Below are 24,295 nucleotides of genomic sequence, written 5' to 3'. Positions count from 1 at the left end.
GGGGCGCGAGGGGTTGTGGATTGCCTCACATCACCCCTTCGGACCACCCCGTTGCCCTCGTTTGCCCTACCTAAAGAGAAGACAAAATCCCCTGGTGAGAGGTAGCGTCGTCATCATGTCGATATCAGCGCCGCAGCCGAACCCGTCCACCGACCGCGACGCCCGTACGGGAGACACGGTCACCGACAGCCTCGTGGAGGCCAACCGCAAGTACGCCGAGAAGTTCACCGACCCCGGGATGGACGCGCGGCCGGTGCGGCGCGTCGCCATCGTCGCGTGCATGGACGCCCGTCTGGACCTGCACGAAGCACTCGGCCTGGAGCTGGGTGACTGCCACACCATCCGCAACGCGGGCGGTGTGGTCACCGACGACATCATCCGGTCCCTGACCATCAGCCAGCGGGCCCTCGGGACCCGCAGCGTCGTGCTCATCCACCACACCGGCTGCGGTCTGCTGAACCTCACCGAGGACTTCCGGCATGAGCTGGAGGAGGAGGTGGGACAGCGGCCGTCGTGGGCGGTCGAGGCGTTCAAGGACCTCGACGCCGACGTCCGCCAGTCGATGGAGCGGGTGCGCACCTCGCCGTTCCTGGTGCACACCGACGACGTCCGCGGCTTCGTCTTCGATGTGACGACCGGTCTGCTGCGGGAGGTCACGCCGCGGACGTGAGGGGTGCTGAGGATACGGAAGGGATTCAGCACTCGAACTCGTACAAGCGTGACAAATAACCCCGGGTTATCCACAGCCGAGTGACGCGAAGCCGCGGAGACCGCAAGAATGCATAGGTGACATCGTCCCCCGCAACCATGCGGGGGCCCGATGTCAGCGTTTGCGGTGGGCCGGTCCGTTCCGAGGGCAACGGCCCTGAGAACGGGCCGAGGAGGGCCGGGTGACGACCTATGACGAGCGAGCGAGCCTCAGCGATCTGACCACCACAGCGGAGCGGATCCGCAGGTCGGTGGAGGGTGTGATCGAGGGCAAGCCCGAGGTCGTACGGCTTTCGCTGACCGTGCTGCTCGCCGAGGGGCATCTGCTGATCGAGGACGTCCCGGGCGTGGGCAAGACGATGCTGGCCAAGGCGCTCGCCCGGTCCATCGACTGCTCCGTGCGGCGGATCCAGTTCACCCCGGACCTGCTGCCGTCCGACATCACCGGCGTGAGCATCTTCGATCAGCAGCGCAAGGAGTTCGAGTTCAAGCCGGGCGCCATCTTCGCCCAGATCGTGATCGGCGACGAGATCAACCGCGCCTCGCCCAAGACCCAGTCCGCGCTGCTGGAGTCGATGGAGGAGCGCCAGGTCACCATCGACGGGGAGAGCTATGAGCTGCCCAACCCCTTCATGGTGGTGGCCACGCAGAACCCGGTCGAGATGGAGGGCACCTATCCGCTGCCCGAGGCGCAGCGCGACCGCTTCATGGCCCGTGTCTCCATCGGGTACCCCAGCCCGCAGGCCGAGCTCCAGATGCTGGACGTCCACGGCGGGGTCTCCCCGCTGGACGACCTCCAGCCCGTCGCGCACGCCCATGAGATCGTCAAGCTGATCGAGGCGGTGCGCTCGGTGCATGTCGCCGAGGCCGTCCGGCGTTACGCGGTGGACCTGGTGGCCGCCACCCGCAACCACCCCGATCTGCGGCTGGGCGCCTCGCCGCGCGCCACGCTGCATCTGCTGCGGGCCGCCAAGGCGTCGGCCGCGCTGGCCGGGCGGGACTTCGCGCTGCCGGACGATGTGCAGGCCCTCGCCGTCGCGGTGCTGGCCCACCGGCTGCTGCCCACCGCGCAGGCCCAGCTGAACCGCCGCACCTCCGAGCAGGTCGTCGCGGACATCGTGCAGCGCGTTCCGGTGCCCACCTCCGCCCAGCGCGGCACGGGCGGGGTGCCGCCCGTGCCACCCATGCCCCCGGCCGACTTCGGGCGGCAGCAGCCGGGCGCGCGGAGGCTGTGATGGCCGCAGGGGGGACGGGCATGGGCCCCGAGGGGCCCGGCGCCGGCGAGCAGTCGGGCGGGCTGCGGGCCGCCCTCGCCGGTCTGACCACCCGCGGCCGTTCCTTCCTGGCCGCCGGGGTGGCCGCCGCGGTGTGCAGCTATGTCCTGGGCCAGGCGGATCTGCTGCGGGTCGGGCTGCTGCTGGCCGCGCTGCCGCTGGTCTGCGTGGCCGTGGTCTACCGCACCCGGTACCGGGTGGCGGGCAGCCGGCGGCTCGCGCCCGCGCGGGTGCCGGCCGGCTCCGAGGCCCGGGTTCACCTGCGGATGGACAATGTCTCGCGGCTGCCCACCGGGCTGCTGATGCTCCAGGACCGGGTGCCCTATGTGCTGGGGCCGCGCCCGAGGTTCGTGCTGGACCGGGTGGAGCCGGGCGGCCGCCGCGAGGTGTCCTACCGGGTCCGCTCGGATCTGCGCGGCCGCTATCCGCTGGGCCCGCTCCAGCTGCGGCTGAGCGATCCGTTCGGGATGTGCGAGCTCACCCGCGCCTTCAGCGCCTACGACACGCTCACGGTGGTGCCCCGGGTCGAGCCGCTGCCCCCGGTGCGCCTGACCGGCGAGGCCGCGGGGTACGGGGACGGGCGGCACCGCTCGCTGGCCCTGGCCGGTGAGGACGATGTCATCCCTCGCGGCTACCGCATAGGCGACGATCTGCGCCGGGTGCACTGGCGCTCCACAGCTCGCTACGGGGAGCTCATGGTCCGCCGGGAGGAGCAGCCGCAGCGGGCCCACTGCACGGTGCTGCTGGACACCCGGCGCACCGCCCACTACGGCTCCGGGCCGGACTCGGCCTTCGAATGGGCGGTCGCCGGGGCGGCCTCGGCCGCGGTGCACCTGCTGGAGCGGGGCTACGCGGTCCGGCTACTGACCGACACCGGAAGCTCGGTGCCGGGCCCGGACGGCGGAGGCGGCTTCACCGGTTCCACCCATGACTCGGCGGAGACGGCCGGGCTGATGCTGGACACCCTCGCCGTGGTGGACCACTCGGACGGCGGAGGGCTCTCGCCCGCCCATGAGGTGCTGCGCGGCGGCGGTGAGGGGCTGCTGGTGGCCTTCCTGGGCGAGCTGGACGAGGAGCAGGCGGCGATGGCCGCTCGGATGCGCCACCGCACCACGGCCGCGGTGGCCTTTGTGCTGGACGGCGCCGCCTGGTCGCGAGGGGCGGAGTCCGGGAGCACGCGGGAGCTGGAGGACCGGCTGCGGCGGCTGCGCGAGGCGGGGTGGACGGCGCTGCCGGTCGGCCCCGGCGCCTCGCTGGCGCAGCTGTGGCGGCAGGCCGACACCCAGGGCGCCACCCGGGCGGACGCCGGAAGCCGCGCGGTCGGCGGCATGACAGGGAGCTGGACATGAGTGGAAGCGTTCGGCTCGCGATATGTGCGGCGCTGGCCACGGTGGCGGCGGCCTGTGCGCTGCTGCCGCTGGTGGATCCGGCGAGCTGGCTGTTGCAGGCCGTCCTGTTGCTGACGGCGCAGAGCGCCGCGGGCGCGGCGGCCCGCCGGGTGCCGCTGGCCCGCCCGCTCACGGTGGCCGCGCAGGCCGTGGTGACGCTGCTGCTGCTCACCGTGGCCTTCGCGCACGACCAGGCGCTGGGCGGGCTGCTGCCGAGCCCGCAGGCGCTCCACGAGTTCGCGCTGCTGCTGCGCGACGGCGCCGACGACGTGGGGCAGTACGCGATCCCCGCGCCGCTCACCGATGGCATCCGGCTGATGCTGGTGGGCGGGGTGCTGGCGATCGGCCTGGTGGTCGACGCGCTCGCGGTGACGTACCGCAGCGCGGCCCCCGCCGGGCTTCCGCTGCTCGCGCTCTACTCTGTGGCGGCCGGTCTGTCCGACGACGGCAGCGACTGGCTGTGGTTCCTGCTGGCGGCGGCCGGCTATCTGCTGCTGCTCCTGGCCGAGGGCCGGGACCGGCTGTCCCAGTGGGGCCGGGTCTTCAGCGGCGGCGCCCCGCATCCGTCGGGCATGCCGCCCTCTGGCCTGGCCGGGGCCGGAGGCAGCCCGGCGCTCGCGCCGGTGCGCACCGGCCGCCGGATCGGCGTGCTGGCGCTCGGCATCGCGCTCGCGGTGCCCGCGGTGCTGCCGTCCCTGGACGGCGGGCTGCTGGACCGGCAGGGCGGCAACGGCGGGGCGGGCAGCGGCGGCGGCACGATCTCGGCGGTCAATCCGCTGGTGTCGCTCCAGGACAGCCTGAACCAGCCGGAGAACAAGGAGGTGCTGCGCTATCGCACCTCCTCGCAGACCACCCAGGACCTCTATCTGCGGATCGTGGCGCTGGACCGGTTCGACGGCACCTCGTGGAAGTCGTCCGAGCGGCATGTCACCGATGTGCCCAGCCAGCTTCCCTCGCCCGCCGGGCTCGGCCCCTCGGTCCGGGTCTCCTCGATCGACACCTCGATCTCGGCCGCCGACTGGTACGCGCAGAACTGGCTGCCCCTCCCCTACCCCGCGTCCAGGGTCGAGATCGACGGCCGCTGGCGCTATGAGCCGGAGGGCCGCACGCTGGTCGGCGACCGCGGCCAGACCACCCGGGGCGCCCGCTACCGGGTCACCAGCCTGCTGGTGGAGCCGACGGCCGACCAGCTGGCGGCCGCCCCGGCACCGCCCTCCCGGCTGCGGAACGAGTACACGGAGGTGCCGGACTCGCTGCCGTCCGTGGTGGCCCGTACGGCGCGGGAGGTGACCGCCGGTGCGTCGAACGCGTACGAGAAGGCGGTCAAGCTCCAGGACTGGTTCGCGGTGAACGGAGGATTCCGTTACGACACCCAGGTGCAGTCCGGCAGCGGCTCGGCCGCCATCGTCCGGTTCCTGAAGCAGAAGGAGGGCTTCTGCGTCCACTTCTCCTTCTCGATGGCGGCGATGGCCCGGACGCTGGGCATTCCGGCGCGGGTAGCGGTCGGGTTCACCCCCGGCACCGCCCAGGCGGACGGCTCGGTGTCGGTGGGCCTGAAGGACGCGCACGCCTGGCCGGAGCTGTACTTCGAGGGCGTGGGCTGGACCCGTTTCGAGCCCACCCCGAGCCGTGGCACCCAGCCCGACTACACGATGGAGCAGACGCCCTCGGGCACCCCGACCGACGACCCGACGACCGAGCCCACCGACACCTCGGAGCCGTCTGCCGCACCGACCGCCTCCGACAGCTGCTCCACGGACATGAAGAAGCTGGGCTCCTGTGGCGGCGCCGCGGCCCAGCAGCCGGACAACGGCGCCTCGGGCGGGGGCTGGTCGGCCACCAAGGTCACCAGCTGGAGTTCGCTGGCGGTGCTGCTGGCCATGGTTCCCCTGCTGCCCATGCTGTGGCGGCGGCGGATACGGACCCGCAGACTGAACGGCTCGGGCGGGCGCACCGAGCAGGACGCCACCGACCGGGTGCTCGCCGCATGGCGTGAACTCACCGACTCGGCCTGGGACTTCGGCGTACTGCCGGACGACTCGCTGACCTCGCGCAGAGCGGTGGCCCGCATGGTGCGGCTCGCCGAGCTCGACGACGAACCGGCCAGGGCGGCGCAGCGGGTGGCCGAGACGGTCGAGCAGGTGCTGTACGCACCGCGGCCGCGCCCGGTCACGGGCGTCGCGGACGACGTCCGGCTGGTGCTGGCCGGATTCCGGGCCAAGGCGGGGCGGCGGGAGCGGCTGCGGGCGCTGCTGGCCCCGCGGTCCGCGGCCCAGCTGGCGTGGGCGGCAGGACAGCGCTGGTCCGCGCTGGTCGAGCGGTGGGGAGCGCCCCGCTGGGCCCGCTGGGCCTCCCAGCTGCGGACCCCGCGCGGCCAGCAGGAGAACTGATCCCCGGGCGGCCCTGGCCGCCTGTGGCCGAGCCCCCGCGCATGGCGCGGGGCTCGGCCGTGTGCGGGGGCCTACGGCAGGCTCGTCCGCAGGCGGAAAGGGCCACGTACACGGCCGAGGGGAGCCGCACCGCGGCCGAAGGGCCACGGCACCGCCGAAGGTCCGCACCGCGACCGAAGGGCCACAGCCCGGAAACGCACCGCGGAAACGCACCGCGAACGCGGCACACCGCACGGTTGAGGGGCGGCCGCCAGTCGGCGACCGCCCCTCAACCGCTCATCCGTGAATTCTCAGTGGCCCTGCTCATCACGGCGCCGCTGCCACCGCTCCTCGATGCGTGTCATCATCGAGCGGCGCTGACGGCCCTGACGGCGGGGAGCCGCCCCGCCGCCACGCTGTGCCTCGCCGGGTTTGGGAGCCTTGCGCCACCCGGTCACCGCGAGCACCGCGCATCCCAGCATGATCAGGAAGCCCACCACGCTGATCCAGATCTGGGGAACGATCACCCCGACCATGAGGAGTGCGATGCCCACCAGAAAACCCGCGACCGCCTGGTAGACCCGTCGCCGGGTGTACGTTCGCAGGCCGCTTCCCTCAAGCGCTGTCGCGAACTTGGGATCTTCGGCGTACAGCGCTCGCTCCATTTGCTCGAGCATGCGCTGCTCGTGCTCCGAGAGCGGCACGGAGTCCTCCTACTCGTCGGTCGCGGGGGGCGACCGGGTGCGACCCTTTCAGGATAGGCAGGGAATCGCCCCCGTGAAACCCGCCCCTCAACGCCAATTCGCCCACCCCTTCGGGCGTGGCGAAAGTTGACGCTGAGACGTCCATTCCCCTCCCGCCGATTGGCCATGCCGGACGGTGTACCCCGATCATACGGCGCCGGGCGTTCGATCGGGCCTCCTGTGGCCGACTCCACCTGCGCCGCCCGTCATCGGGTGGGGCGGGAGGAGCGCGCTAGTCCCGCTCGGCGAGAACGTGCAGCTGAGTGGCGACGGAGCGGAAGGCGGGCAGCTCGGCGGCGGCCTCCTCCAGCTGCAACAGGGCGTCCAGCGCCCCGGGCTCGGTGTCCACGAGCACCCCGGGGACAAGATCGGCGAAGACCCGCACCCCGTGCACCGCGGCGATCTCCAGACCGGCCGCGCGCACCAGCCCGGACAGCTGGTCCTCGGTGAAGCGGCGCGGCATCGGGTCCCCGGAGCCCCAGCGGCCCTCCGGGTCGGTAAGCGCTTGCCGGGCCTCGGTGAAATGACCGGCCAGGGCGCGGGCCAGCACGGCGCCACCCAGGCCCGCGGCGAGCACGCTGAGGGTCCCGGCGGGGCGCAGGGCCGCCGCCGCGTTCCGCAGGCCCTCGGCGGGGTCGTCGACGTACTCCAGCACGCCATGGCAGAGCACCACGTCGTAGCCGCCCCGCTCGACCACGTCGAACAGCCCGTGGGCGTCTCCCTGGACCCCGCGCACCCGGTCGGCGACCCCGGCCTCGGCGGCCCGCCGCTCCAGCGCGAACAGCGCGTTCGGACTCGGGTCGACCACGGTGACGCGGTGGCCGAGGCGGGCCACGGGGACGGCGAAATTGCCGCTGCCGCCGCCGGTGTCCAGGACGTCCAGCGCGCCGTGCACGGCCTCGCCCCCGGCGGGCTCCCGGCCCGTGGCCTTGGCCCGCCGTTCCAGGGCGTCTTTCAGGACCTCCCAGACCACGGCGGTACGGAGGGACGCACGGGGGCGCTGCGGGTCTGACACGGCGGGTGGCTCCTCGGCGCGGTGCCGCCACCGCCCGGAGGCGGTGACGACGGCTTGCTGAACGTCGGCGCTCCCAGCCTATTGCCTCCGTGGGGCGGGCCGCGCCGAGGCGGCCGGCGGACCGGCACCACGCGACAGCGGGCCGCCGCTCAGGCCCCCGGCGGGCCCGGCTCGTCCTCCGGCCTCTGGTGGGGCAGGGCCGGCTGCAACATCAGCATGCGCTCCACCAGGCGCAGGAACATCGCGGTGGCGCGCAGCAGATCGTCCGCGTCCCGCGGGCTCGCGGCGCCCTGTATCCCCGCCTCGGCGCGGGCCCGGCGCTCGGCGCCGGAGGCGAACAGGGCGCACCACTCGGCCAGTTCGGGAGCGACCTCGGGCAGCACCTCCCAGGCGCTGCGGATCCGGGCGCGGCGGCGTGCGGTCGGCTCGGGGCGGCCGCGCACGGCGAGCACGGCGGCGGCCGTGCGCAGTGCGGCCAGATGTGCGGTCGCAAAGCGCTCGTTGGGGGTCTCGAGCGCGGCAGCCTCCTCCAGGCCCTCATGGGCCTGGGTGAGCAGGGCCGCGGCGGCGGGCGGGGCGGACGCGCGGCGCAGCACGGGGTGGACATCGCTCGCGGGACCGGTCAACGAGGGGGCAGGGGCGGCGGCACGGTGCCGGCGCGCTGCGGCGGTACTGGCCATGACGAACCTCCTGTCGTCGCGTGGCGGCCGCTCGTGTGGTAAAGCGACCGCCGTATGGGGCCATCGTGGGGCACACCACTGACAATCGGCCCTGACCAGCGCGAACGCCCCCGGTGCCACACCTCGCCCGGCCATGCCCCATACTGGTTTTTGCACTGACCAGTCAGTTCAAAAATCAAGGAAGTGATCTGTGTGGGGGGCACCCCAGAAGCGGGGACCGGGGCGGCGGTGACGGCCGAGGGGCTCGGCGTCAGGGGGTCGCACGGCTGGGCGTTCCGCGGTGCCGGCATCGCCGCCGAGCCGGGTGCGCTGATCGCCATCGAGGGCCCGTCCGGCTCGGGCCGCACCTCCCTGCTGCTCACGCTCACCGGCCGGATGCGCCCCACCGAGGGACACGGCCGCGTCGATGGCTTCCGGGTTCCCCAACAGATGGCGCGCATACGCCGGATCAGCGCGCTCGCGCATGTGCCGGGCGTCACCGAGCTCGACCCGGTGCTCACGGTCGCCGAGCATCTGCGCGAGCGTGCCCTGCTGCGGCGCCGGTTCGCCGACTCCCCGCGCGGGCTGCTGCGTCCGCGCCGGGATCGCGCCGCCGCGTCCCGGGCCGCGATCGACGCCGCCCTTACGGCCGCCGGGCTGGACCTCGACACGCTGCCCAAGGGGCCGCGTACGGCCGTGCGGGACCTGGAGCGGCTGGAGGCGCTGCGGCTGTCGATCGCGCTCGCGCTCATCGCCAGGCCGCGGCTGCTGGCCGTCGACGACGCCGATCTGAAGCTCTCGGACGCCGACCGCGACCGCGCGTGGGCGCTGTTGCGGCAGATCGCGCAGGACGGCACCACGGTCCTCGCGGTGTGCAGCCAGGCCCCGCCCGGCGCGGTCGTGGTCCGAACCGCGCGCACCGGCGCCGCCGAGAGCGACGACGAGACCGCCGCCGAGAGCGATGAGAAGGCCCGCGAGCCCCGGAAGGCCGACGCGCCCGCCGCCGACCGACACGAACACGACGAAAACGAGGAGGGGTCGGCGGATGCGCTCGCCGAAACTCGCCGCGCTTGAGCTGAAGCGGTTCGGAAGGGGCAAGCTGCCGCGCGCGGCGCTCGCCGCCCTGCTCCTGCTGCCGCTGCTCTACGGCGCCCTGTACCTGTGGTCCTTCTGGGATCCGTACGGCAAGCTGAACAAGATCCCGGTCGCCCTCGTCAACTCGGACACCGGCGCCACCGTGCAGGGCAAGCACCTCACCGCGGGCGACGACATCACCGACAAGCTGCTCGACAGCGAGACCTTCGACTGGCACCCCACAAGTGCCGCCGAGGCCCGTAAGGGCGTCGCGAACGGCACGTACTACCTCTCGCTGACCGTCCCCTCGGACTTCAGCCGGCAGATCGCCTCCAGTTCGGGGAAGTCCCCGGAGACCGGCGCGCTCAAGGTGCGCACCAACGACGCCAACAACTACATCGTCGGCCAGATCTCCCGCTCGGTCTTCTCCGAGGTGCGCGCCGCGGCCTCCACCAAGGCGTCCCGCGGCTTCTACGACAACATCTTCATCTCCTTCGCCGACATCCACGGCGAGACCGAGAAGGCCGCCAAGAGCGCCGACAAGCTCGGTAAGGGCATCGGCAAGGCCAAGAAGGGCGCGGATGACCTCGCCAAGGGCCTGGCCAAGGCCAAGGAGGGCAGCCGCGATCTGAAGTCCGGGCTCGGCACGCTCTACAAGGGCTCCGGGACGCTCGAGACCGGCGCGGGCGGGGTCGCCGACGGCACCCAGTCCCTGTCCGACAAGGTCAACGGCGTGGCGGCCAAGGTCCGCCCGTTCCTCAAGGAGCACGGCAAGGAGATCGGGGACATCTCCCAACTGGTCGCCGACGCCTCCCAGAAGGCGTCCGACAACCTCGACACCCTGCCCGAGAAGACCTCCACGGCGGCCACCAAGGCCCGTAAGGCGTCCGACGACCTCGCCGCCGACTACCGGACCCGCTGCGGGGGTGCGGTGCCCACCGACCCGGACTGCCCCGCGCTGAAGAAGTCGGTGGCGGCGGCCGACACCGCCGCCGATGTGGCCGAGGACGTCAACAAGTTGGTCCAGGACCACACCGGCCAACTCGACACGCTCGGCGGCCATCTGGACGATCTGCATGACCAGGCGCTCTGGCTCGCGCGGAAGGCCCCACACCTGGACACCGACCTCGACTCCGCCGTACGGAAGATCAACACCCTCAACTCCGGGGCGCAGAAGGTCGCCAAGGGCGCCGGAACCCTGCACACCGGGCTGAGCACGGCCAAGACCGGCGCGTCCGACCTCGACAGTGGCGTCGGTAAGGCGCGCGGCGGCGCGGACACCCTGGGCGGCGGGATGTACCGGCTCGTGGACGGCTCCGGGAAGCTCTCCGGCGGTCTGCACGACGGCGCGGGCAAGATCCCCGACTACGGCAAGCAGGACCGGGACGCCCGTACGGAGGTGATGTCGGATCCGGTGCGGCTGGTCAACCAGGCGCTGCACAAGGCGCCCAACTACGGCACGGGCTTCGCCCCGTACTTCATCCCGCTCTCCTTGTGGGTCGGCGCGATGGTGGCCTACATGCTGATCCAGCCGCTCAACGGGCGCGCGCTCGCGGCGGGCGCGTCCTCCTGGCGGACCGCGTTCGCGGGCTGGCTGCCGGTGGCCACGATCGGTGTCCTCCAAACGCTGGCGCTGATGGCGGTGTTGCACTGGGCGATCGGCCTCGAGATGGTGCGGACCGCGGGCACGCTCGGCTTCCTGATGCTGGTGACGGCCTGTTTCACGGCGATCGTGCAGTGGCTGAACGCCCGCTTCGGACCGGCCGGGCGGATCCTGGTGCTGGCCCTGCTGATGCTCCAGCTGACCTCGGCGGGCGGCACCTATCCGGTGCAGACCAGTCCGCGCTTCTTCAACGCCATCCACCCCTTCCTGCCGATGACCTACGTGGTGGACGGGTTGCGCCGGCTGATCACCGGCGGCGGGCTCGGCCCGGTGTGGCTGGCCTGCGGGGTGCTCCTCGGATTCACCGCGGCCGCCCTGGCGCTCACCGCGTGGTCGGCGCGGCGTCGGCAGGTGTGGACGGTGGACCGGCTGCACCCGGAGCTGAGCCTGTGAGCGGGATAACATCGACAACGGGCAGAATCGGCGCCATGGACAGCAGCAGCACGCGCCGCCAGGCCACCCGGCAGAAACTCTTCGAGGCAGCGGTCACCCTCATCGCCGAACAGGGCTTCTCCTCCACCACGGTGGACGAGATCGCCGAGCGGGCCGGGGTGGCCAAGGGCACGGTCTACTACAACTTCGCCAGCAAGACCGTGCTCTTCGAGGAGCTGCTCCAGCACGGCATCGAGCTGCTGACCGCCTCGCTCCAGAGCGCCGCCGACGAGAACGCCGAGCGCGGTGGCAGCCATGTGGACGCGCTGGACGCCATGGTCCGGGCCGGGCTCGACTTCATCTCCCGCTATCCGTCGCTGACCCAGCTGTACGTGGCCGAGCTGTGGCGCACCAACCGCGCCTGGCAGTCCACCCTGATGATGGTCCGGCAGCGGGCCATAGCGGTGATCGAGGCCGAGCTGCGGGCCGGGGTGGCCGCGCGTGAGCTCAGCGAGGACATCGACATCCCGCTGACGGCGTCGGCGCTGTTCGGGATGGTGCTGGTGGCCGCGCTTGACTGGCAGTCCTATCAGCCGGAGCGGTCGCTGGAGGATGTGCACGCGGCGCTGTCACGGCTGCTCCAGGGCCGCGTCGGCGGGACCGTCGCCTCGGGGTGAAAGCAGAAGGCGCTGTTCCGGCAGATCGACTTTCATCGACCTGACCGGAACAGCGCCTCCCCCCGTAACTCCCCCGTACTTCCCCCGTTGGAGGCTCCTGGTCCGGAGACTCCCGGTGACTCCCACCTTTCGTCCGGGCCCGCGCCGTTCCGCCGCCCCGTGCCGGCGGTGCGGCGCGCGCCCTTCCGTGTGCTCCACTCTCTCGTCCGCGCAGGTGGCGGCCCATCCGCGCGGCTACTCATCTCCCCCGCTGAGTACGCGTACTCAGCTCTGCGCGTTCGTCCCCAGGCACGGTGACCCGGCTGTCGGTGGGGGCGGATAAAGTCACGGTCATGGCACGGATTGTGGTGATCGGCTCCGGGATGGGCGCCATGGCGGCGGCCGCCCGGCTGGCCGTGGCGGGCCACCGGGTGGTGGTGTACGAGCGCGGGCGCACCCACGGCGGCGGGGTCGGCCGCTTCGAGCGGGACGGCTTCCGCTTCGACACCGGCCCGGGGCTGCTGCATCTGCCCGCCGTCCACCGGGATCTGTTCGTGAAGACCGGCAAGCAGACCTTGGAGCAGAGCGTCGAGCTCGTCCAGGTCGACCCGGCGAGCCGGCACCTCTTCGCCGACGGCACGGACGTCCGGCTGCCCAACGCCTCGCGGGCCGGGGTGCTCCAGGCGCTGGACGGCGCCTTCGGCGCGGGTGCGGGCGAGCGCTGGAGCGATCTGGTCAACCGGGCGCGCGAGGTGTGGGACGCCACCCGCAGACCGCTCCTGGAGGAGCCGCTGCGCGCCGACTGGCGGGTCCTGGGCCGCGACCCCTATCCGGCCGCCCCCGTGCGGCGCGGGCGGCTCGGCGGCCTGTTCCGCCGGGGTGGCGCCGCCGGGCCGCCCACGCTCGCCGAGGTGGCCCGCCGCGAGCTGGGGGATCCGCGCGCCGTGGCCCTCCTGGAGAGCCATGCGCTGGCGCACGGCCTGGACCCGCGCTCCGCCCCCGCCGCGGCCACCGTGCTGCCCTATATCGAGCAGACGTTCGGCACCTGGTATGTGCGCGGGGGGATGCGGGCGCTCGCCGATGCCCTCCATGAGCGCTGCCGTCAGCGGAAGGTGGAGTTCCACTTCCGTGCCGAGGTCACCGGCATCGTGGAGAAGGACGGCCGTGCGGCGGGTGTGGAGCTGGCCGACGGCAGCGTCACGGAGGCCGACGCGGTGGTCTCGGGCATCGACCCCGCGCTGCTGCCCCCGCTGCTCGGCGGGCAGCGACCCTGGCGGGAGGGGGATGTGCGGCCGGAGTCCGGCGCGGGCGGCGGCACACCGGGGCGGCTGACCGTCTTTCTGGCGCTGCGCGGCGCCCGCCCCGAGTCCACCGCGCACCGCACCGTGGTCCACGCCCCGGACCGCGACGCGGAGTTGACCGCCGTCTTCGGCGACGGCCAGGGGCTCCGCGAGCCCTGCCCCCGCCCCACGGTGACCGTGCTGCGCCCGGACGACCTCGGGGTGCGCCCGGACGCGGAGCACGAGGCCGTCACCCTTACCGCCGTCGTCGCCCCGCACGGCCCGGTGGACTGGACGGACGGCGCGGCGGCGGAGCAGGACGCCCAGCGGCTGATCACGGCCGCCGAGACCGCGATACCGGATCTGCGGGGGCGGCTGCTGTGGCATGAGGTCCGTACCCCGGCCGACACCGCCGCGGAGACGGGCGCCCGGGGCGGCGGCGTTCCGGGCCCGGTGCTCGCCGGGGCGGACGGCGCGTTCCTGCGGCCCGCCAACGCCACCCGGATACCGGGTCTGTATCTGGCGGGCGGCTGGGCCCATCCGGGCGGCGGGCTCGCCCACGCCGGGATGTCGGGCGCGCTGGTGGCCGGGCTGATCGTCGAGGGCGGGGACTGGCGCGGCTCCCAGTAGCGCGCCCGAGCGACGCGTCCCGGCCGTGGCGCGGGACCCGGGAGACCGGTGGCGCGGGCCCCCGGAAACGCGCGGGTGGGTGCCGCTCCCGGGAGCGGCACCCACCCGTCGGCGGCGGTCAGCAGTGGTGGTGCTCAGTAGCGGCGGGGCTCAGTAGCGGTATTGCTCGTCGAAGCCCTGGGGGTAGCCCTGGTTCTGGCCCTGCTGCTGGTACGGGTACGCCTGCTGGTCCGCCTGGGGCGCGGCGTCGCCCTCGCGCTGCTGCGGCACCCAGGGCCCGCCGGACTGCATCACGTCGTACGCCGGGTCAGGCGAGGCGTAACCGGCCTCGGCCGCCCAGTGGTCGCCGCCGCCGTAGGTCGCGGCGTACGGATCCTGCTGGCCGTAGGCCGCGTACTGGTCGGCGTACTGCTGCTGGCCGTACGCCTGCTGGTCGTAACCCTGCTGGTCGTAGGGCTGGGCCTGGGGCTGGGCGCCACCGTAGGGGTCCTGGCCGTAGGCCGCGTACGCCTCGTTCCCATAGCCGTACTGCCCGGCCTGGCCCATCTGGTCCGCGTAGACGTCCTGGCCGTAGCTGTGGCCCTGCCCCTGGCTGTGGCCCTGCCCCTGGCTGTGGTCCTGCTGCGCGCCGTAGCCGCCGTACGTCTCGTACGCGCTGTAGCCGTCCGCCGCCGCCTCGCTGTACGCGCCCGAGGCCGGGGTGAAGGGCGACGGCTCCTCGTAGACGCCGTATTCACCGGTGTCGTCGGGCATCGGCTGCGGCTGGTAGGTGGGCGGCTCCGGCTGGTACCCGGGCGGCTCCGGCTGCGCGGCCGGGACCGCCTCCAGGTCGGACACCTCGAGGATCGGCTCCTTGTCCGCGTCGTCCCGCCGGACGCTCCCCTCGCGCCCCAGCAGCCCGGACAGCCCGCCGCGCAGCGCCCAGCCCGCCGCGAAACCGCGGCGGAAGGAGAGGGTCACATACGTCTGGCCGATGGCGAAGGCGATCGCGCCCACCCCGATCACCGGAACGGACGGGATCAGCACACCGACGACCACGCCCAGGAAGCCGACGAATGCCAGCAGCCGCCAGCGGAGCCGCGCCTTGTACTGGAGGAGGACCTCTCCCAGCAGCCATAGCGCGACGACGCCAAAAGCGATGTAGAGGACCGTCCAGCCCATGCCCGCCCCTCTCAATGCGGCCGCCCGTCGGCTGCCGTCATGAGGACCGCTGATGCAGTCCCAGATTCTCGTAGATTTCCAGCGTCGCCGTGGAGTGGTTCAGGGTAATGAAGTGCAGCCCGGGGATCTCCTCGGCCATCAACCGCGCGCACAGGTTCGTGGCGTAGTCGATCCCGATCGAGCGTACAGCCGCCGGGTCGTCCTTCACCGCCAGGATCCGCTCAGCCAGTTCGGGCGGGAACGCCGCATTGCTGAGCTGCGCGAACCGCTCGATCTGCTTGACGTTCGTGACCGGCATGATCTCAGGGATGATGGGTGTCGTACAGCCCGCTGCCGCGACCCGGTCGCGCAGCCGCAGATAGTCCTCGGCGTAGAAGAACATCTGCGTGATGGCGAAGTCGGCACCCGCGCGGCACTTGTCGATGAAGTGACGGATGTCGGTGTCCCAGTCCGTCGAGCGGGGGTGCATCTCGGGGAACGCGGCCACGCCGACGCAGAAGTCGCCGGACTCCTTGATCAGCCGGACCAGATCGGCGGCGTAGGTGAGGCCGTCGGGGTGCTGGACCCACTCCCCCATGGGATCGCCCGGCGGGTCGCCGCGCAGGGCGAGCATGTTCCGGATCCCGGCACCGGCGTACTGCCCGATGATGTTGCGCAGCTCGGCCCGGGAGTGGTTCACGGCGGTCAGATGGGCGACGGGGGTGAGCGTGGTGTCCGTCGCGATGCGCTCGGTGGCACGCACGGTGCCCTCGCGGGAGGAACCGCCGGCTCCGTAGGTCACGGAGACGAAGGTGGGCGAGACGGCTTCCAGCCTGCGGATGGAGTTCCACAGCGTCTGCTCGCCCTTCGCCGTTTTGGGGGCGAAGAATTCGAAGGAATACGACTGCTCGCCCGACGCGAGCAGATCGCGCACGGTCCGGGCGCGATCGGTCCTGGTGGAAGCGGTGCCTAGGGCCATATGTGCAGGCTATCCACCCGGCCCGGCTACGCCCACCCGGCCTCGGAGATATGGGGGTTTTGCCAGGTTCCCGTCCGCAGTGCGGACAGATCCGTACGCCTTCGACCGGCGGGCTGGCCGGGTCGGATGAAAGGTGGGTGAAACCCAGGTGAAGAGCGGGGCCGGGCCGCGCGCCAAGCGGCTCGGAGAAAGTTCGCCACGGTTCGGGCAGCGCCCCGAAGGGGCGCGGGGCCGTGTCGATGTGCGGCTCCGCCGCGTGGGCGCGACCAGCCACGACGGCGCCGCAGTCGGCCGACGGCGCATCCCGACACTTCCGGCGGAGCGCTTGGTCAGTCCGCCGCGCGGACCCGCTTCGCCAGCTCCGCCGTGGCCCCCGCCGGGTCGTCGGCGGCCGTGATGGCCCGGACCACGACGATACGGCGGGCGCCCGCCGCCAGGACCTGGTCCAGGTTGGAGGCGTCGATTCCGCCGATGGCGAACCACGGCCGCTCCGTGCCCAGCGCGGCGGCGTGGCGCACCAGGGACAGCCCCGGGGCGTGGCGGCCCGGCTTGGTGGGGGTGGGCCAGCAGGGACCGGTGCAGAAATAGTCCACACCGGGCTGGACGGCCGCCGCGTCCACCTCCGCCTCCGCATGGGTGGAGCGCCCGATCAGCACGTCCTCGCCGAGGATCGCGCGCGCCGCGGGCACCGGCAGATCGCCCTGGCCCAGATGGAGCACGTCCGGGCCGATGGCGTGCGCGACATCGGCCCGGTCGTTGACGGCCAGCAGCTTGCCGTGCCGGCGGCAGGCGTCCGCGAAGACCTGGAGGTGCTCCAGCTCCTCGGCCGCCTCCATCTCCTTCTCCCGCAGCTGGACGATGTCCACCCCGGCCCCCAGGACGGCGTCCAGGAACTCCGGCAGATCGCCCTGGCCCTTCCGTGCGTCGGTGCACAGATAGAGGCGGGCGTCGGCCAGCCGCTCGCGAGCGGTGGCGGCAGCGGTGGTGGACATGGGTTCCCCCGGAGGGTCGGGCGGCGTACGGGCCGTGAACGGAGCCCGGCCCGTACGCCAGATGTGATCAGGTGCGATCAGGAGCGATGGTGACGGCGTCGGATGGTGACGGCGTCAGACGGCGAGGGCGTCAGACGGCGAGGGCCTGAGCGCGCCGCTTCACTTCCGTGCCGCGATTCTCGCTCAGCGCCCGCGCCGGGGTGCCGGGCAGGCTCGGGTCGGGGGTGAAGAGCCACTCCAGCATCTCTTCGTCACTGAAGCCGTCGTCCTTCAGAAGCGTCAAGGTCCCCACGAGGCCCTTGACGACCTTTCCGTCACCGATGAACTCCTCGGGGACCTGAAGGACCCTGTTCTCGCCACGGCGCACGGCGATCAGCTGGCCCTCCTTGACCAGCTGCCTGACACGCGTCACCTCGACCCCCAGCCGTTCGGCGACATCGGGGAGGGTGAGCCAGGCGGGGACGAGAGCATCGATCTTTGCGTCAATCTCGGTCACGGAACAAGCCTGCCATCTGGGACTGACAGTGGGTAGCCGGGCGTCCGCCGCGCGGGCCGCCCGCCCCGCCCCGGGCGCGTCGGCCCACGGCCGGCCGGCGGTCGGCCCGCCGCTCAGAGGACGGCCGACTTCAGTGGCACCGAGGGGTCCTCGGCCCGCGTCCGGTCCAGCCGGGCGCCGCGCTCGATCAGCTTGCGCCCCTGGGCCAGATCGCGCGGACGGCCGACGGCCAGCAGGGCGACCAGGGCGCCCTCGCGCAGCCAGCACACCGACCAGGCGGCACCGGCCGGATCACCGCGCCAGACCAGCTCGTCAGCCGCCGAGTGGTGCCCGGCGTACTGCACGAAGCGTCCGAACTGCTCGGACCAGAAGTACGGCACCGGGTCGTAGACCACACCGGGGAAGTGGGCGGCCGTCCGGCTCCCCACCACGTTGGCGGCGACGGTGCGCGGCCCCTGGAGCGCGTTGTCCCAGTGGTGCACCAGCAGTCGCGTTCCGTAGCGGGCGGACGGGAAGGAGGCGCAGTCGCCGACCGCGTAGACGTCCGGCACGGAGGTGCGCAGCCGGTCGTCGGCGGCGACGGACCGGTCCTCGGCCAGCTCCACGCCCGAGCCCGCGAGCCAGTCCGTGGCGGGCCGGGCCCCGATCCCGACGACCACCGCGCCCGCGCGCAGCCTGGTGCCGTCACCGAGCAGCAGCCCGCTCTCGTCGACCGAGGCCACCCGGGCGCCCGTGACCAGCCGGGCGCCGTAGTCCTCGTACCAGGCCGCCATGGGGGCCGCGACCTCGGCCGGGAGCGCGCCCGCCAGCGGCCGGTCGGCGGCCTCGACCACGGTCACGGCGCAGCCCGCCTCGCGCGCCGCGGTGGCGAACTCCGCGCCGATCCAGCCCGCCCCGACGACCGCGATCTCGCGCTGCCGGGCGAGCACCGGGCGCAGCCGCTCGGCGTCGTCCAGCGTGCGCAGCAGATGGACGCCGGGCTCTCCTTCGCTGCCCGGCAGCGGGATCGGCTCGGCGCCGGTGGCGATCACCAGGACGTCGTACGGGAACTGGCCGGTCGCGGTCTCGACCAGCCGCTTGTCCGGGCGCGCGCCGGTGACCTGGACGCCGAGCCGCAGGCCGATGCCGAGCCCGGCGAAGTCCACGTCGAGCGTCGAGCCCTCGGCCTTCCCCAGCAGTACGGCCTTGGACAGCGGGGGCCGGTCGTAGGGCTGGTGGGGCTCCGCGCCCAGCAGGACGATCTCCCCGGTCCAGCCGTGTTCGCGCAGCGCGACGGCGGTCTGCACCCCCGCCATGCCCGCGCCGACGATCACCACGCGCTGCCCGGGGCCGTTCGAGGACGGCTTCGTCGTCGTCTCATCGCTCACACGATCACTGTATTGCGGCTGGTGGGGCGGACTGGAGAGCGGCTTGCGAGAGGTCGGACACAGAGTGGGGGGTGCGGAGCTGGGCGGGGTGCGGGTTGTGGGCGCCTCCGGCGGTGAGCCCCCACCCCGCCCCTCCCCGAAACGACGGGGCTCCGCCCCCTCGCCCCCCACCGGGGCTCCGCCCCGGGCCCCGCTCCTCAAACGCCGGAGGGGCTGGGGTTACGGGGCGCTGGGAGGTGCCCGCTGGAGGGGGTGGGGGCGGCTGGTCTTTCGGGTGATTCGGGGCGCGTACTAGGGTGGCGGGACAGAGCACTCGCGGGAGCCCGGACGGACCGGGCTGAGAGGGAGGCTGGAACCGCCTCCGACCGTACGAACCTGATCCGGGTCATGCCGGCGAAGGGAGGGGCAGCGTGTCCACGCACGCACCAGATCACCACGACGGACCTCATACATCGGGCGGGCCGTCACCCGGCGGACGCTACGACGCCCTGGTCGTCGGGGGCGGCGTCATCGGGCTGGTCACGGCCTGGCGGGCGGCCCAGCGGGGGTTGCGCACCGCGCTGGTCGACCCGGCGCCCGGCGGCGGAGCCGCCTGGGTCGCGGCCGGGATGCTGGCGGCCGTCACCGAGCTGCACTACGGCGAGCAGACCCTGCTCGGCCTCAACATGGCCTCCGCCCGCCGCTATCCGGACTTCGTGGCCGAGCTGGAGGAGGCCGTCGGCCAGGACGTGGGCCACCGCGTGTGCGGCACGCTCGCCGTCGCGTTCGACGCCGACGACCGCGCCCATCTGCGCGAGCTCCACACCTTCCAGCAGGGGCTCGGGCTGGAGTCCGAGTGGCTGACGGGGCGTGAATGCCGCCGTCTGGAACCGATGCTGTCGCCGGGCGTGCACGGCGGGCTGCGGGTCGCCGGTGACCACCAAGTGGATCCGCGGCGGCTGTCGGCGGCGCTGCTCACCGCGTGCGAGCGGGCCGGGGTCGACTTCCACCGCCACCGCGCGGAGCGGCTGCTGCTGGACGGCGACCGCGCCACCGGGGTCGAGCTGACCGGGGGTACGCGCCTGGCCGCCGAGCGGACCGTACTGGCCGCGGGCAGCCTCAGCGGACGGCTCGCGGGCGTTCCCGAGGACGTCCTGCCGCCCGTACGGCCCATCAAGGGGCAGGTGGTGCGGCTTTCGGTGCCCGAGCGGTACGCGCCGTTCCTCTCCCGGACCGTACGGGCCGTGGTGCGCGGCGGGCCGGTCTACCTGGTGCCGCGCGAGAACGGCGAGCTGGTCATCGGCGCGACCAGCGAGGAGCTGGGCTGGGACACCACGGTCACCGCGGGCGGGGTGTACGAACTGCTGCGGGACGCCCATGAGGTGGTGCCCGGCATCACCGAACTGCCGCTGGTGGAGACGTCCGCCGGGCTGCGCCCCGGCTCCCCCGACAACGCCCCGATGCTCGGCCCGACCGCGCTGCCGGGGCTGTTGCTGGCCACCGGCCACTTCCGCAACGGCGTGCTTCTCACCCCGATCACCGGCGACGTCATGGCCGAGGCCCTCACCAGCGGTGAACTTCCCCCGGAGGCCCAGCCGTTCACCCCCCGGCGCTTCGCGGCCTCCCCCGGCGCCGCGCACCCCCCAGCACAGGAGCAGCACACATGACCGTCTCCGTCAACGGCGAGCCTCGCGAGGTGCCCGAGGGCACCACGCTCGACCGGCTCGTCGCGACCCTCACCCAGGCGCCCTCGGGTGTCGCCGCCGCCGTCAACGAGACGGTCGTCCCGCGCACCCAGTGGTCCGCGACCTCGCTCGGCGACGGTGATCGCGTCGAGGTCCTCACCGCGGTCCAAGGAGGCTGAACCCACCCAATGGCTCCCATCACGGCCACCACAACCACCACGGTCACCCCGACCACCACAGCCGTCACCACCGCGCCCGACCCGCTCACCATCGCCGGGACCGACTTCGGCTCCCGGCTGATCATGGGCACGGGCGGCGCGCCCAGTCTGGAGATCCTGGAGCGTTCGCTGCTGGCTTCCGGCACCGAGCTGACGACCGTCGCGATGCGGCGGCTCGACCCCACGGTGCAGGGCTCGGTGCTCTCCGTGCTCAACCGGCACGGGATCCGCCCGCTGCCCAACACCGCCGGGTGTTTCACCGCGGGTGAGGCCGTGCTCACCGCGCGCCTCGCCCGGGAGGCGCTGGGCACGGACTGGGTGAAGCTGGAGGTGGTCGCCGACGAGCGCACCCTGCTCCCCGATCCGATCGAGCTGCTGGACGCCGCCGAGACCCTGGTGGACGACGGGTTCACGGTCCTGCCGTACACCAACGACGATCCGATCCTGGCCCGGAAGCTGGAGGAGGTCGGCTGCGCCGCGATCATGCCGCTCGGCTCCCCGATCGGCTCCGGGCTCGGCATCCGCAATCCGCACAACTTCCAGCTGATCACCGAGCGCGCCACCGTGCCGGTGATCCTGGACGCGGGCGCGGGCACGGCGTCGGACGCCGCGCTGGCCATGGAGCTGGGGTGCGCGGCGGTGATGCTGGCCTCGGCCGTCACCCGGGCCCAGGAGCCGGAGCTGATGGCGGGGGCGATGCGGTACGCGGTGGAGGCGGGCCGGCTGGCCCATCGGGCGGGCCGGATCCCGCGCCGCCACTTCGCCGAGGCGTCGAGCCCGGCCGAGGGCCTGGCCGCCCTGGACCCCGAGCGCCCGGCCTTCGGCTGAGCGCTCCGCGCCCCCAGGGTCGATGTGCGGCTCCGCCGCGGCGGTGTCGATATGCGGCTCCGCCGCGGCGGTGTCGATATGCGGCTCCGCCGCGCGGGCGACCAGCCACGGCGGCGCCGCGGTCGGCCGACGACGCATCGCGACACTTCCAGCGGCCAGGTCCCGCGCGTGCGGCCGGGGCCCCTGGCTTCGGCCGGGGCCCCTGGCTTCGGCCAGCCGGTGTCCGGGCCCCATCGGGGCCCTACCGTGGAGGGAGGGAGCAGCCCACAGCCCGGAGGTGGTCGCCGTGACCGTGACCGTGGACGACCGGATCGAGCGCGAGGTGTACGTACCGGCGCCGATCGACCGGGTGTGGCGGGTGCTGACCACGCCCGAACACATCCGCGCCTGGTACGCCCCCGGCGGCTGCGAGATCGATCCGCACCCCGGCGGGCGGCTCCGGTTCCGCTGGGACGAGCACGGAGAGTTCCACGGCATGGTCGAGCGGGCGGTTCCGGACGCCCTCTTCCGCTTCCGGCTGGCCCTGGAGCCCGATCACGCCCCCTCGGACCCCGGCGAAGCCACCCTCGTGGAGTTCGCGCTCTCGCCCGAGGGGCCGGGCACCCGGCTGCGGTTCGCGGAGAGCGGTATCCGCGCCCTGACCGTGCCCGACGACGCCAAGGCCAAGCACGCCGAGTACGCCACGCTGTCCTGGACCTCCGCCCTGGAGGAGCTGGCCGCGATCGCCGCCGCGTCGCACAACTGACCCGCCGATGTCACCGTTCCGCTGCAAGTACCCGCCCCACCTGGGGCGGCCGGTTCTGGCCGATATCGGCGCCTCGTAGACTTCCCCCGTGGATACGACCCTCCAGGACCCCCTCGTCGGGCAGGAGCTCGACGGCCGCTACCGCATCGAGGCGCGCATCGCCGTGGGCGGGATGGCAACGGTCTACCGGGCCGTCGACACCCGGCTGGACCGTGTGCTCGCGCTGAAGGTGATGCATCAGAGCCTCGCCTCCGACGCCGCCTTCGTCGAGCGCTTCATCCGGGAGGCGAAGTCCGTCGCGAGACTCGCGCACGCCAATGTGGTCGCCGTCTACGACCAGGGAGCGGACGGCGCCCATGTCTATCTGGCCATGGAGTACGTCTCCGGCTGCACCCTGCGCGATGTGCTCCGCGGGCGCGGGGCGCTGCATCCGCGCGCCGCGCTGGACATCCTGGAGCCGGTGCTGGCCGCGCTCGGCGCGGCCCACCGCGCCGGTTTCGTCCACCGCGACATGAAGCCCGAGAACGTGCTGATCGGGGACGACGGCCGGGTCAAGGTCGCCGACTTCGGCCTGGTCCGGGCGGTGGACACCAACACCAGCGCCTCCACCGGCAGCGTCCTCGGCACCGTCTCGTATCTCGCGCCCGAGCAGATCGAGCACGGCACGGCCGACACCCGCGCCGATGTCTACGCCTGCGGTGTGGTGCTGTACGAGATGCTGACCGGCGCCAAGCCGCACGGCGGCAGTACCCCGGCGCAGGTCCTCTACCAGCACCTGAACGAGGACGTCCCGCCGCCCTCCGCCCTCGCGCCCGGGGTCGCCCCGGAGCTGGACGCTCTGGTGGCCTCCGCCACCGCGCGCGCGGTCGAGGCGCGCCCCGCCGACGCCGTCGCGCTGCTGAGCACGACGCGCGCGGTGCGGGCCGCGCTGACCGACGACCAGCTGGACGCGGTGCCGCCGCAGGCCAAGGAGGACCACTCGGCGGGGTCGGAGAACCGTACGGCGGTGATTCCGCGCCCGGCGGGGGCCGTCGGCGACCAGGACCAGCTCAACCACACCAGCCGTCTGGAGCTGCCCCCGGAACCGCCCCGGCGGGACGGGCACCACCGGGGCGGCCGCGGCGGCCGGGGCCGGTTGCCGCGCCGCGGGATCGTGACGATCGCCGCCGCTGTGGTGCTGGCGATCGCCCTCGGCCTCGGGGTCTGGTACATCAGCGTCGGCCAGTTCACCGAGGTCCCGCCGGTGCTGCGGAAGACCCAGGCGGAGGCCGAGAAGAAGCTGCACGGCGCGGGTCTCGATGTGAAGGTCGTCAACGAGTTCAGCGATGTCATCCCCAAGGGGAAGGTCATCGGCTCCAAGCCCGGACCGGGCGAGCGCGTCCGGGACACCGGCACCGTGACCATCCGGGTCTCCCAGGGGCGCCCGCGGGCCGAGGTGCCCAATGTGGTGGGCATGCCGCTCGCCGAGGCCAAGCGGAAGATCGCGGACCAGGGGCTCACGGTCGGCAAGGTCACCGGCCGCTTCAGCAGTGAGACGGCCCAGGGCTCGGTCCTCTCCACCAGCCCGGGCCCCGACTCGGTGCGCCGCCCCGAGACGCCGGTGTCGATCGTGGTCAGCAAGGGCGAGCCGGTCGACGTCCCGGATGTGGTGGGCGATTCGGCCGACGACGCCCGGTCCACGCTGGAGGACGGGGGCTTCAAGGTGAAGATCGCCGAGCGGCAGGTGTTCTCGGAGGAGGACAAGGGCTCGGTCGCCGAGCAGTCCCCGTCGACGGACGACGAGGCCGCCAAGGGCGACACGGTGACGCTGACCATCTCCAAGGGCGTGCAGATGGTCGAGGTGCCGGACGTCACGGGGATGAACGTGGACGACGCCAAGGCGGAGCTGGAGGACGCCGGGTTCGAGGTGGACGTCGAGAAGGCGCTGCTGTTCCCCGGGGACAAGGTGCGGGACCAGTCGGTGGAGGGCGGCGACAAGGCGCCCAAGGGCAGCACGATCACGATCAGGACCAAGGGCGGCGTGTTCTGAGGGGTG

General features: G+C 73.2%; 21 protein-coding genes and 1 riboswitch. Of the genes, 13 read left to right on the top strand and 8 right to left on the bottom strand.

Annotation, left to right across the window (positions count from 1 at the left end; genetic code table 11):
* Positions 1 to 115: 115 nt before the first annotated feature.
* From ABD329_RS28065 to ABD329_RS28050, 4 genes are all read left to right on the top strand, one after another.
* Positions 116 to 670 (top strand): beta-class carbonic anhydrase, encoded by a 555-nt coding sequence (locus tag ABD329_RS28065; RefSeq protein WP_198277196.1) that lies wholly within the window; start codon positions 116 to 118, stop codon positions 668 to 670.
* Positions 671 to 890: 220 nt separating this feature from the next.
* Positions 891 to 1,943 carry an AAA family ATPase gene (locus tag ABD329_RS28060; RefSeq protein ID WP_198277195.1) on the top strand — a complete coding sequence of 351 codons (1,053 nt, stop codon included), beginning with the start codon at positions 891 to 893 and terminating at the stop codon, positions 1,941 to 1,943.
* Positions 1,943 to 3,331, top strand: a complete 1,389-nt coding sequence (locus ABD329_RS28055; protein WP_198277194.1) for a DUF58 domain-containing protein — start codon at positions 1,943 to 1,945, stop codon at positions 3,329 to 3,331. The genes ABD329_RS28060 and ABD329_RS28055 overlap by 1 nt, the downstream gene beginning before the upstream one ends.
* On the top strand, positions 3,328 to 5,760 hold the full coding sequence (locus ABD329_RS28050) for a transglutaminase TgpA family protein (protein ID WP_198277193.1): 2,433 nt from the start codon (positions 3,328 to 3,330) through the stop codon (positions 5,758 to 5,760). Before ABD329_RS28055 ends, ABD329_RS28050 begins: the two co-directional genes overlap by 4 nt.
* Before the next feature lie 290 nt (positions 5,761 to 6,050).
* Here the strand turns inward: ABD329_RS28050 and ABD329_RS28045 are convergent, their stop codons facing one another.
* The 3 genes from ABD329_RS28045 to ABD329_RS28035 form a co-directional block, all read right to left on the bottom strand.
* On the bottom strand, positions 6,051 to 6,443 hold the full coding sequence (locus tag ABD329_RS28045; RefSeq protein WP_030831620.1) for a DUF3040 domain-containing protein: 393 nt from the start codon (positions 6,441 to 6,443) through the stop codon (positions 6,051 to 6,053).
* 271 nt (positions 6,444 to 6,714) lie between these two features.
* Positions 6,715 to 7,497 carry a methyltransferase gene (locus ABD329_RS28040; protein WP_198277192.1) on the bottom strand — a complete coding sequence of 261 codons (783 nt, stop codon included), beginning with the start codon at positions 7,495 to 7,497 and terminating at the stop codon, positions 6,715 to 6,717.
* Between the two features lie 149 nt (positions 7,498 to 7,646).
* Positions 7,647 to 8,177 (bottom strand): SAV_6107 family HEPN domain-containing protein, encoded by a 531-nt coding sequence (locus ABD329_RS28035; protein WP_198277191.1) that lies wholly within the window; start codon positions 8,175 to 8,177, stop codon positions 7,647 to 7,649.
* Positions 8,178 to 8,369: 192 nt separating this feature from the next.
* Between ABD329_RS28035 and ABD329_RS28030 the strand changes: the two genes are divergently transcribed.
* The 4 genes from ABD329_RS28030 (at position 8,370) to ABD329_RS28015 (ending at position 13,831) form a co-directional block, all read left to right on the top strand.
* Positions 8,370 to 9,230 carry an ATP-binding cassette domain-containing protein gene (locus ABD329_RS28030; protein ID WP_198277190.1) on the top strand — a complete coding sequence of 287 codons (861 nt, stop codon included), beginning with the start codon at positions 8,370 to 8,372 and terminating at the stop codon, positions 9,228 to 9,230.
* Complete coding sequence (locus ABD329_RS28025) at positions 9,202 to 11,286, top strand: YhgE/Pip family protein (RefSeq protein WP_198277189.1); 2,085 nt, start codon at positions 9,202 to 9,204, stop codon at positions 11,284 to 11,286. Before ABD329_RS28030 ends, ABD329_RS28025 begins: the two co-directional genes overlap by 29 nt.
* Positions 11,287 to 11,321: 35 nt before the next feature.
* Positions 11,322 to 11,942 (top strand): TetR/AcrR family transcriptional regulator, encoded by a 621-nt coding sequence (locus tag ABD329_RS28020; RefSeq protein ID WP_198277188.1) that lies wholly within the window; start codon positions 11,322 to 11,324, stop codon positions 11,940 to 11,942.
* Positions 11,943 to 12,274: 332 nt separating this feature from the next.
* Positions 12,275 to 13,831: a phytoene desaturase family protein gene (locus tag ABD329_RS28015; RefSeq protein ID WP_198277187.1), complete on the top strand. Its 1,557-nt coding sequence runs from the start codon at positions 12,275 to 12,277 to the stop codon at positions 13,829 to 13,831.
* A 150-nt stretch (positions 13,832 to 13,981) separates the two neighbouring features.
* Here the strand turns inward: ABD329_RS28015 and ABD329_RS28010 are convergent, their stop codons facing one another.
* The 5 genes from ABD329_RS28010 to ABD329_RS27990 all read right to left on the bottom strand — a co-directional run bounded on the left by ABD329_RS28010 (position 13,982) and on the right by ABD329_RS27990 (position 18,733).
* Positions 13,982 to 14,992 (bottom strand): hypothetical protein, encoded by a 1,011-nt coding sequence (locus ABD329_RS28010; RefSeq protein ID WP_198277186.1) that lies wholly within the window; start codon positions 14,990 to 14,992, stop codon positions 13,982 to 13,984.
* Between the two features lie 37 nt (positions 14,993 to 15,029).
* Positions 15,030 to 15,950 (bottom strand): methylenetetrahydrofolate reductase [NAD(P)H], encoded by a 921-nt coding sequence (gene metF / locus ABD329_RS28005; protein ID WP_198277185.1) that lies wholly within the window; start codon positions 15,948 to 15,950, stop codon positions 15,030 to 15,032.
* Positions 15,951 to 16,279: 329 nt separating this feature from the next.
* On the bottom strand, positions 16,280 to 16,942 hold the full coding sequence (gene thiE / locus ABD329_RS28000) for a thiamine phosphate synthase (RefSeq protein WP_198277184.1): 663 nt from the start codon (positions 16,940 to 16,942) through the stop codon (positions 16,280 to 16,282).
* Positions 16,943 to 17,072: 130 nt separating this feature from the next.
* A complete protein-coding gene (locus ABD329_RS27995; protein ID WP_037949046.1) occupies positions 17,073 to 17,438 on the bottom strand; it encodes an Rv2175c family DNA-binding protein in 366 nt (121 codons plus the stop codon).
* 113 nt (positions 17,439 to 17,551) lie between these two features.
* Positions 17,552 to 18,733, bottom strand: a complete 1,182-nt coding sequence (locus tag ABD329_RS27990) for an NAD(P)/FAD-dependent oxidoreductase (RefSeq protein WP_246618456.1) — start codon at positions 18,731 to 18,733, stop codon at positions 17,552 to 17,554.
* A gap of 377 nt (positions 18,734 to 19,110) precedes the next feature.
* A riboswitch (TPP riboswitch) is annotated at positions 19,111 to 19,224 on the top strand.
* Between ABD329_RS27990 and thiO the strand changes: the two genes are divergently transcribed.
* The 5 genes from thiO to pknB all read left to right on the top strand — a co-directional run bounded on the left by thiO (position 19,216) and on the right by pknB (position 24,289).
* Complete coding sequence (gene thiO / locus ABD329_RS27985; RefSeq protein WP_425574388.1) at positions 19,216 to 20,451, top strand: glycine oxidase ThiO; 1,236 nt, start codon at positions 19,216 to 19,218, stop codon at positions 20,449 to 20,451. It overlaps the preceding riboswitch by 9 nt.
* Positions 20,448 to 20,648: a sulfur carrier protein ThiS gene (gene thiS, locus ABD329_RS27980; protein ID WP_020872049.1), complete on the top strand. Its 201-nt coding sequence runs from the start codon at positions 20,448 to 20,450 to the stop codon at positions 20,646 to 20,648. The genes thiO and thiS overlap by 4 nt, the downstream gene beginning before the upstream one ends.
* Before the next feature lie 9 nt (positions 20,649 to 20,657).
* Positions 20,658 to 21,515, top strand: a complete 858-nt coding sequence (locus ABD329_RS27975; protein WP_281404669.1) for a thiazole synthase — start codon at positions 20,658 to 20,660, stop codon at positions 21,513 to 21,515.
* Between the two features lie 286 nt (positions 21,516 to 21,801).
* Positions 21,802 to 22,260, top strand: coding sequence for an SRPBCC domain-containing protein (locus tag ABD329_RS27970; RefSeq protein WP_164431929.1), 459 nt, complete (start codon positions 21,802 to 21,804; stop codon positions 22,258 to 22,260).
* An 88-nt stretch (positions 22,261 to 22,348) separates the two neighbouring features.
* Complete coding sequence (pknB, locus tag ABD329_RS27965; protein ID WP_198278593.1) at positions 22,349 to 24,289, top strand: Stk1 family PASTA domain-containing Ser/Thr kinase; 1,941 nt, start codon at positions 22,349 to 22,351, stop codon at positions 24,287 to 24,289.
* Positions 24,290 to 24,295: the final 6 nt, after the last annotated feature.

The organism is Streptomyces javensis, from assembly GCF_039525925.1.
Lineage (GTDB): Bacteria > Actinomycetota > Actinomycetes > Streptomycetales > Streptomycetaceae > Streptomyces > Streptomyces asiaticus.
The sequence above is the reverse complement of the archived record's forward strand: the minus strand, read 5'-3'. Positions and strand labels throughout refer to the sequence as shown.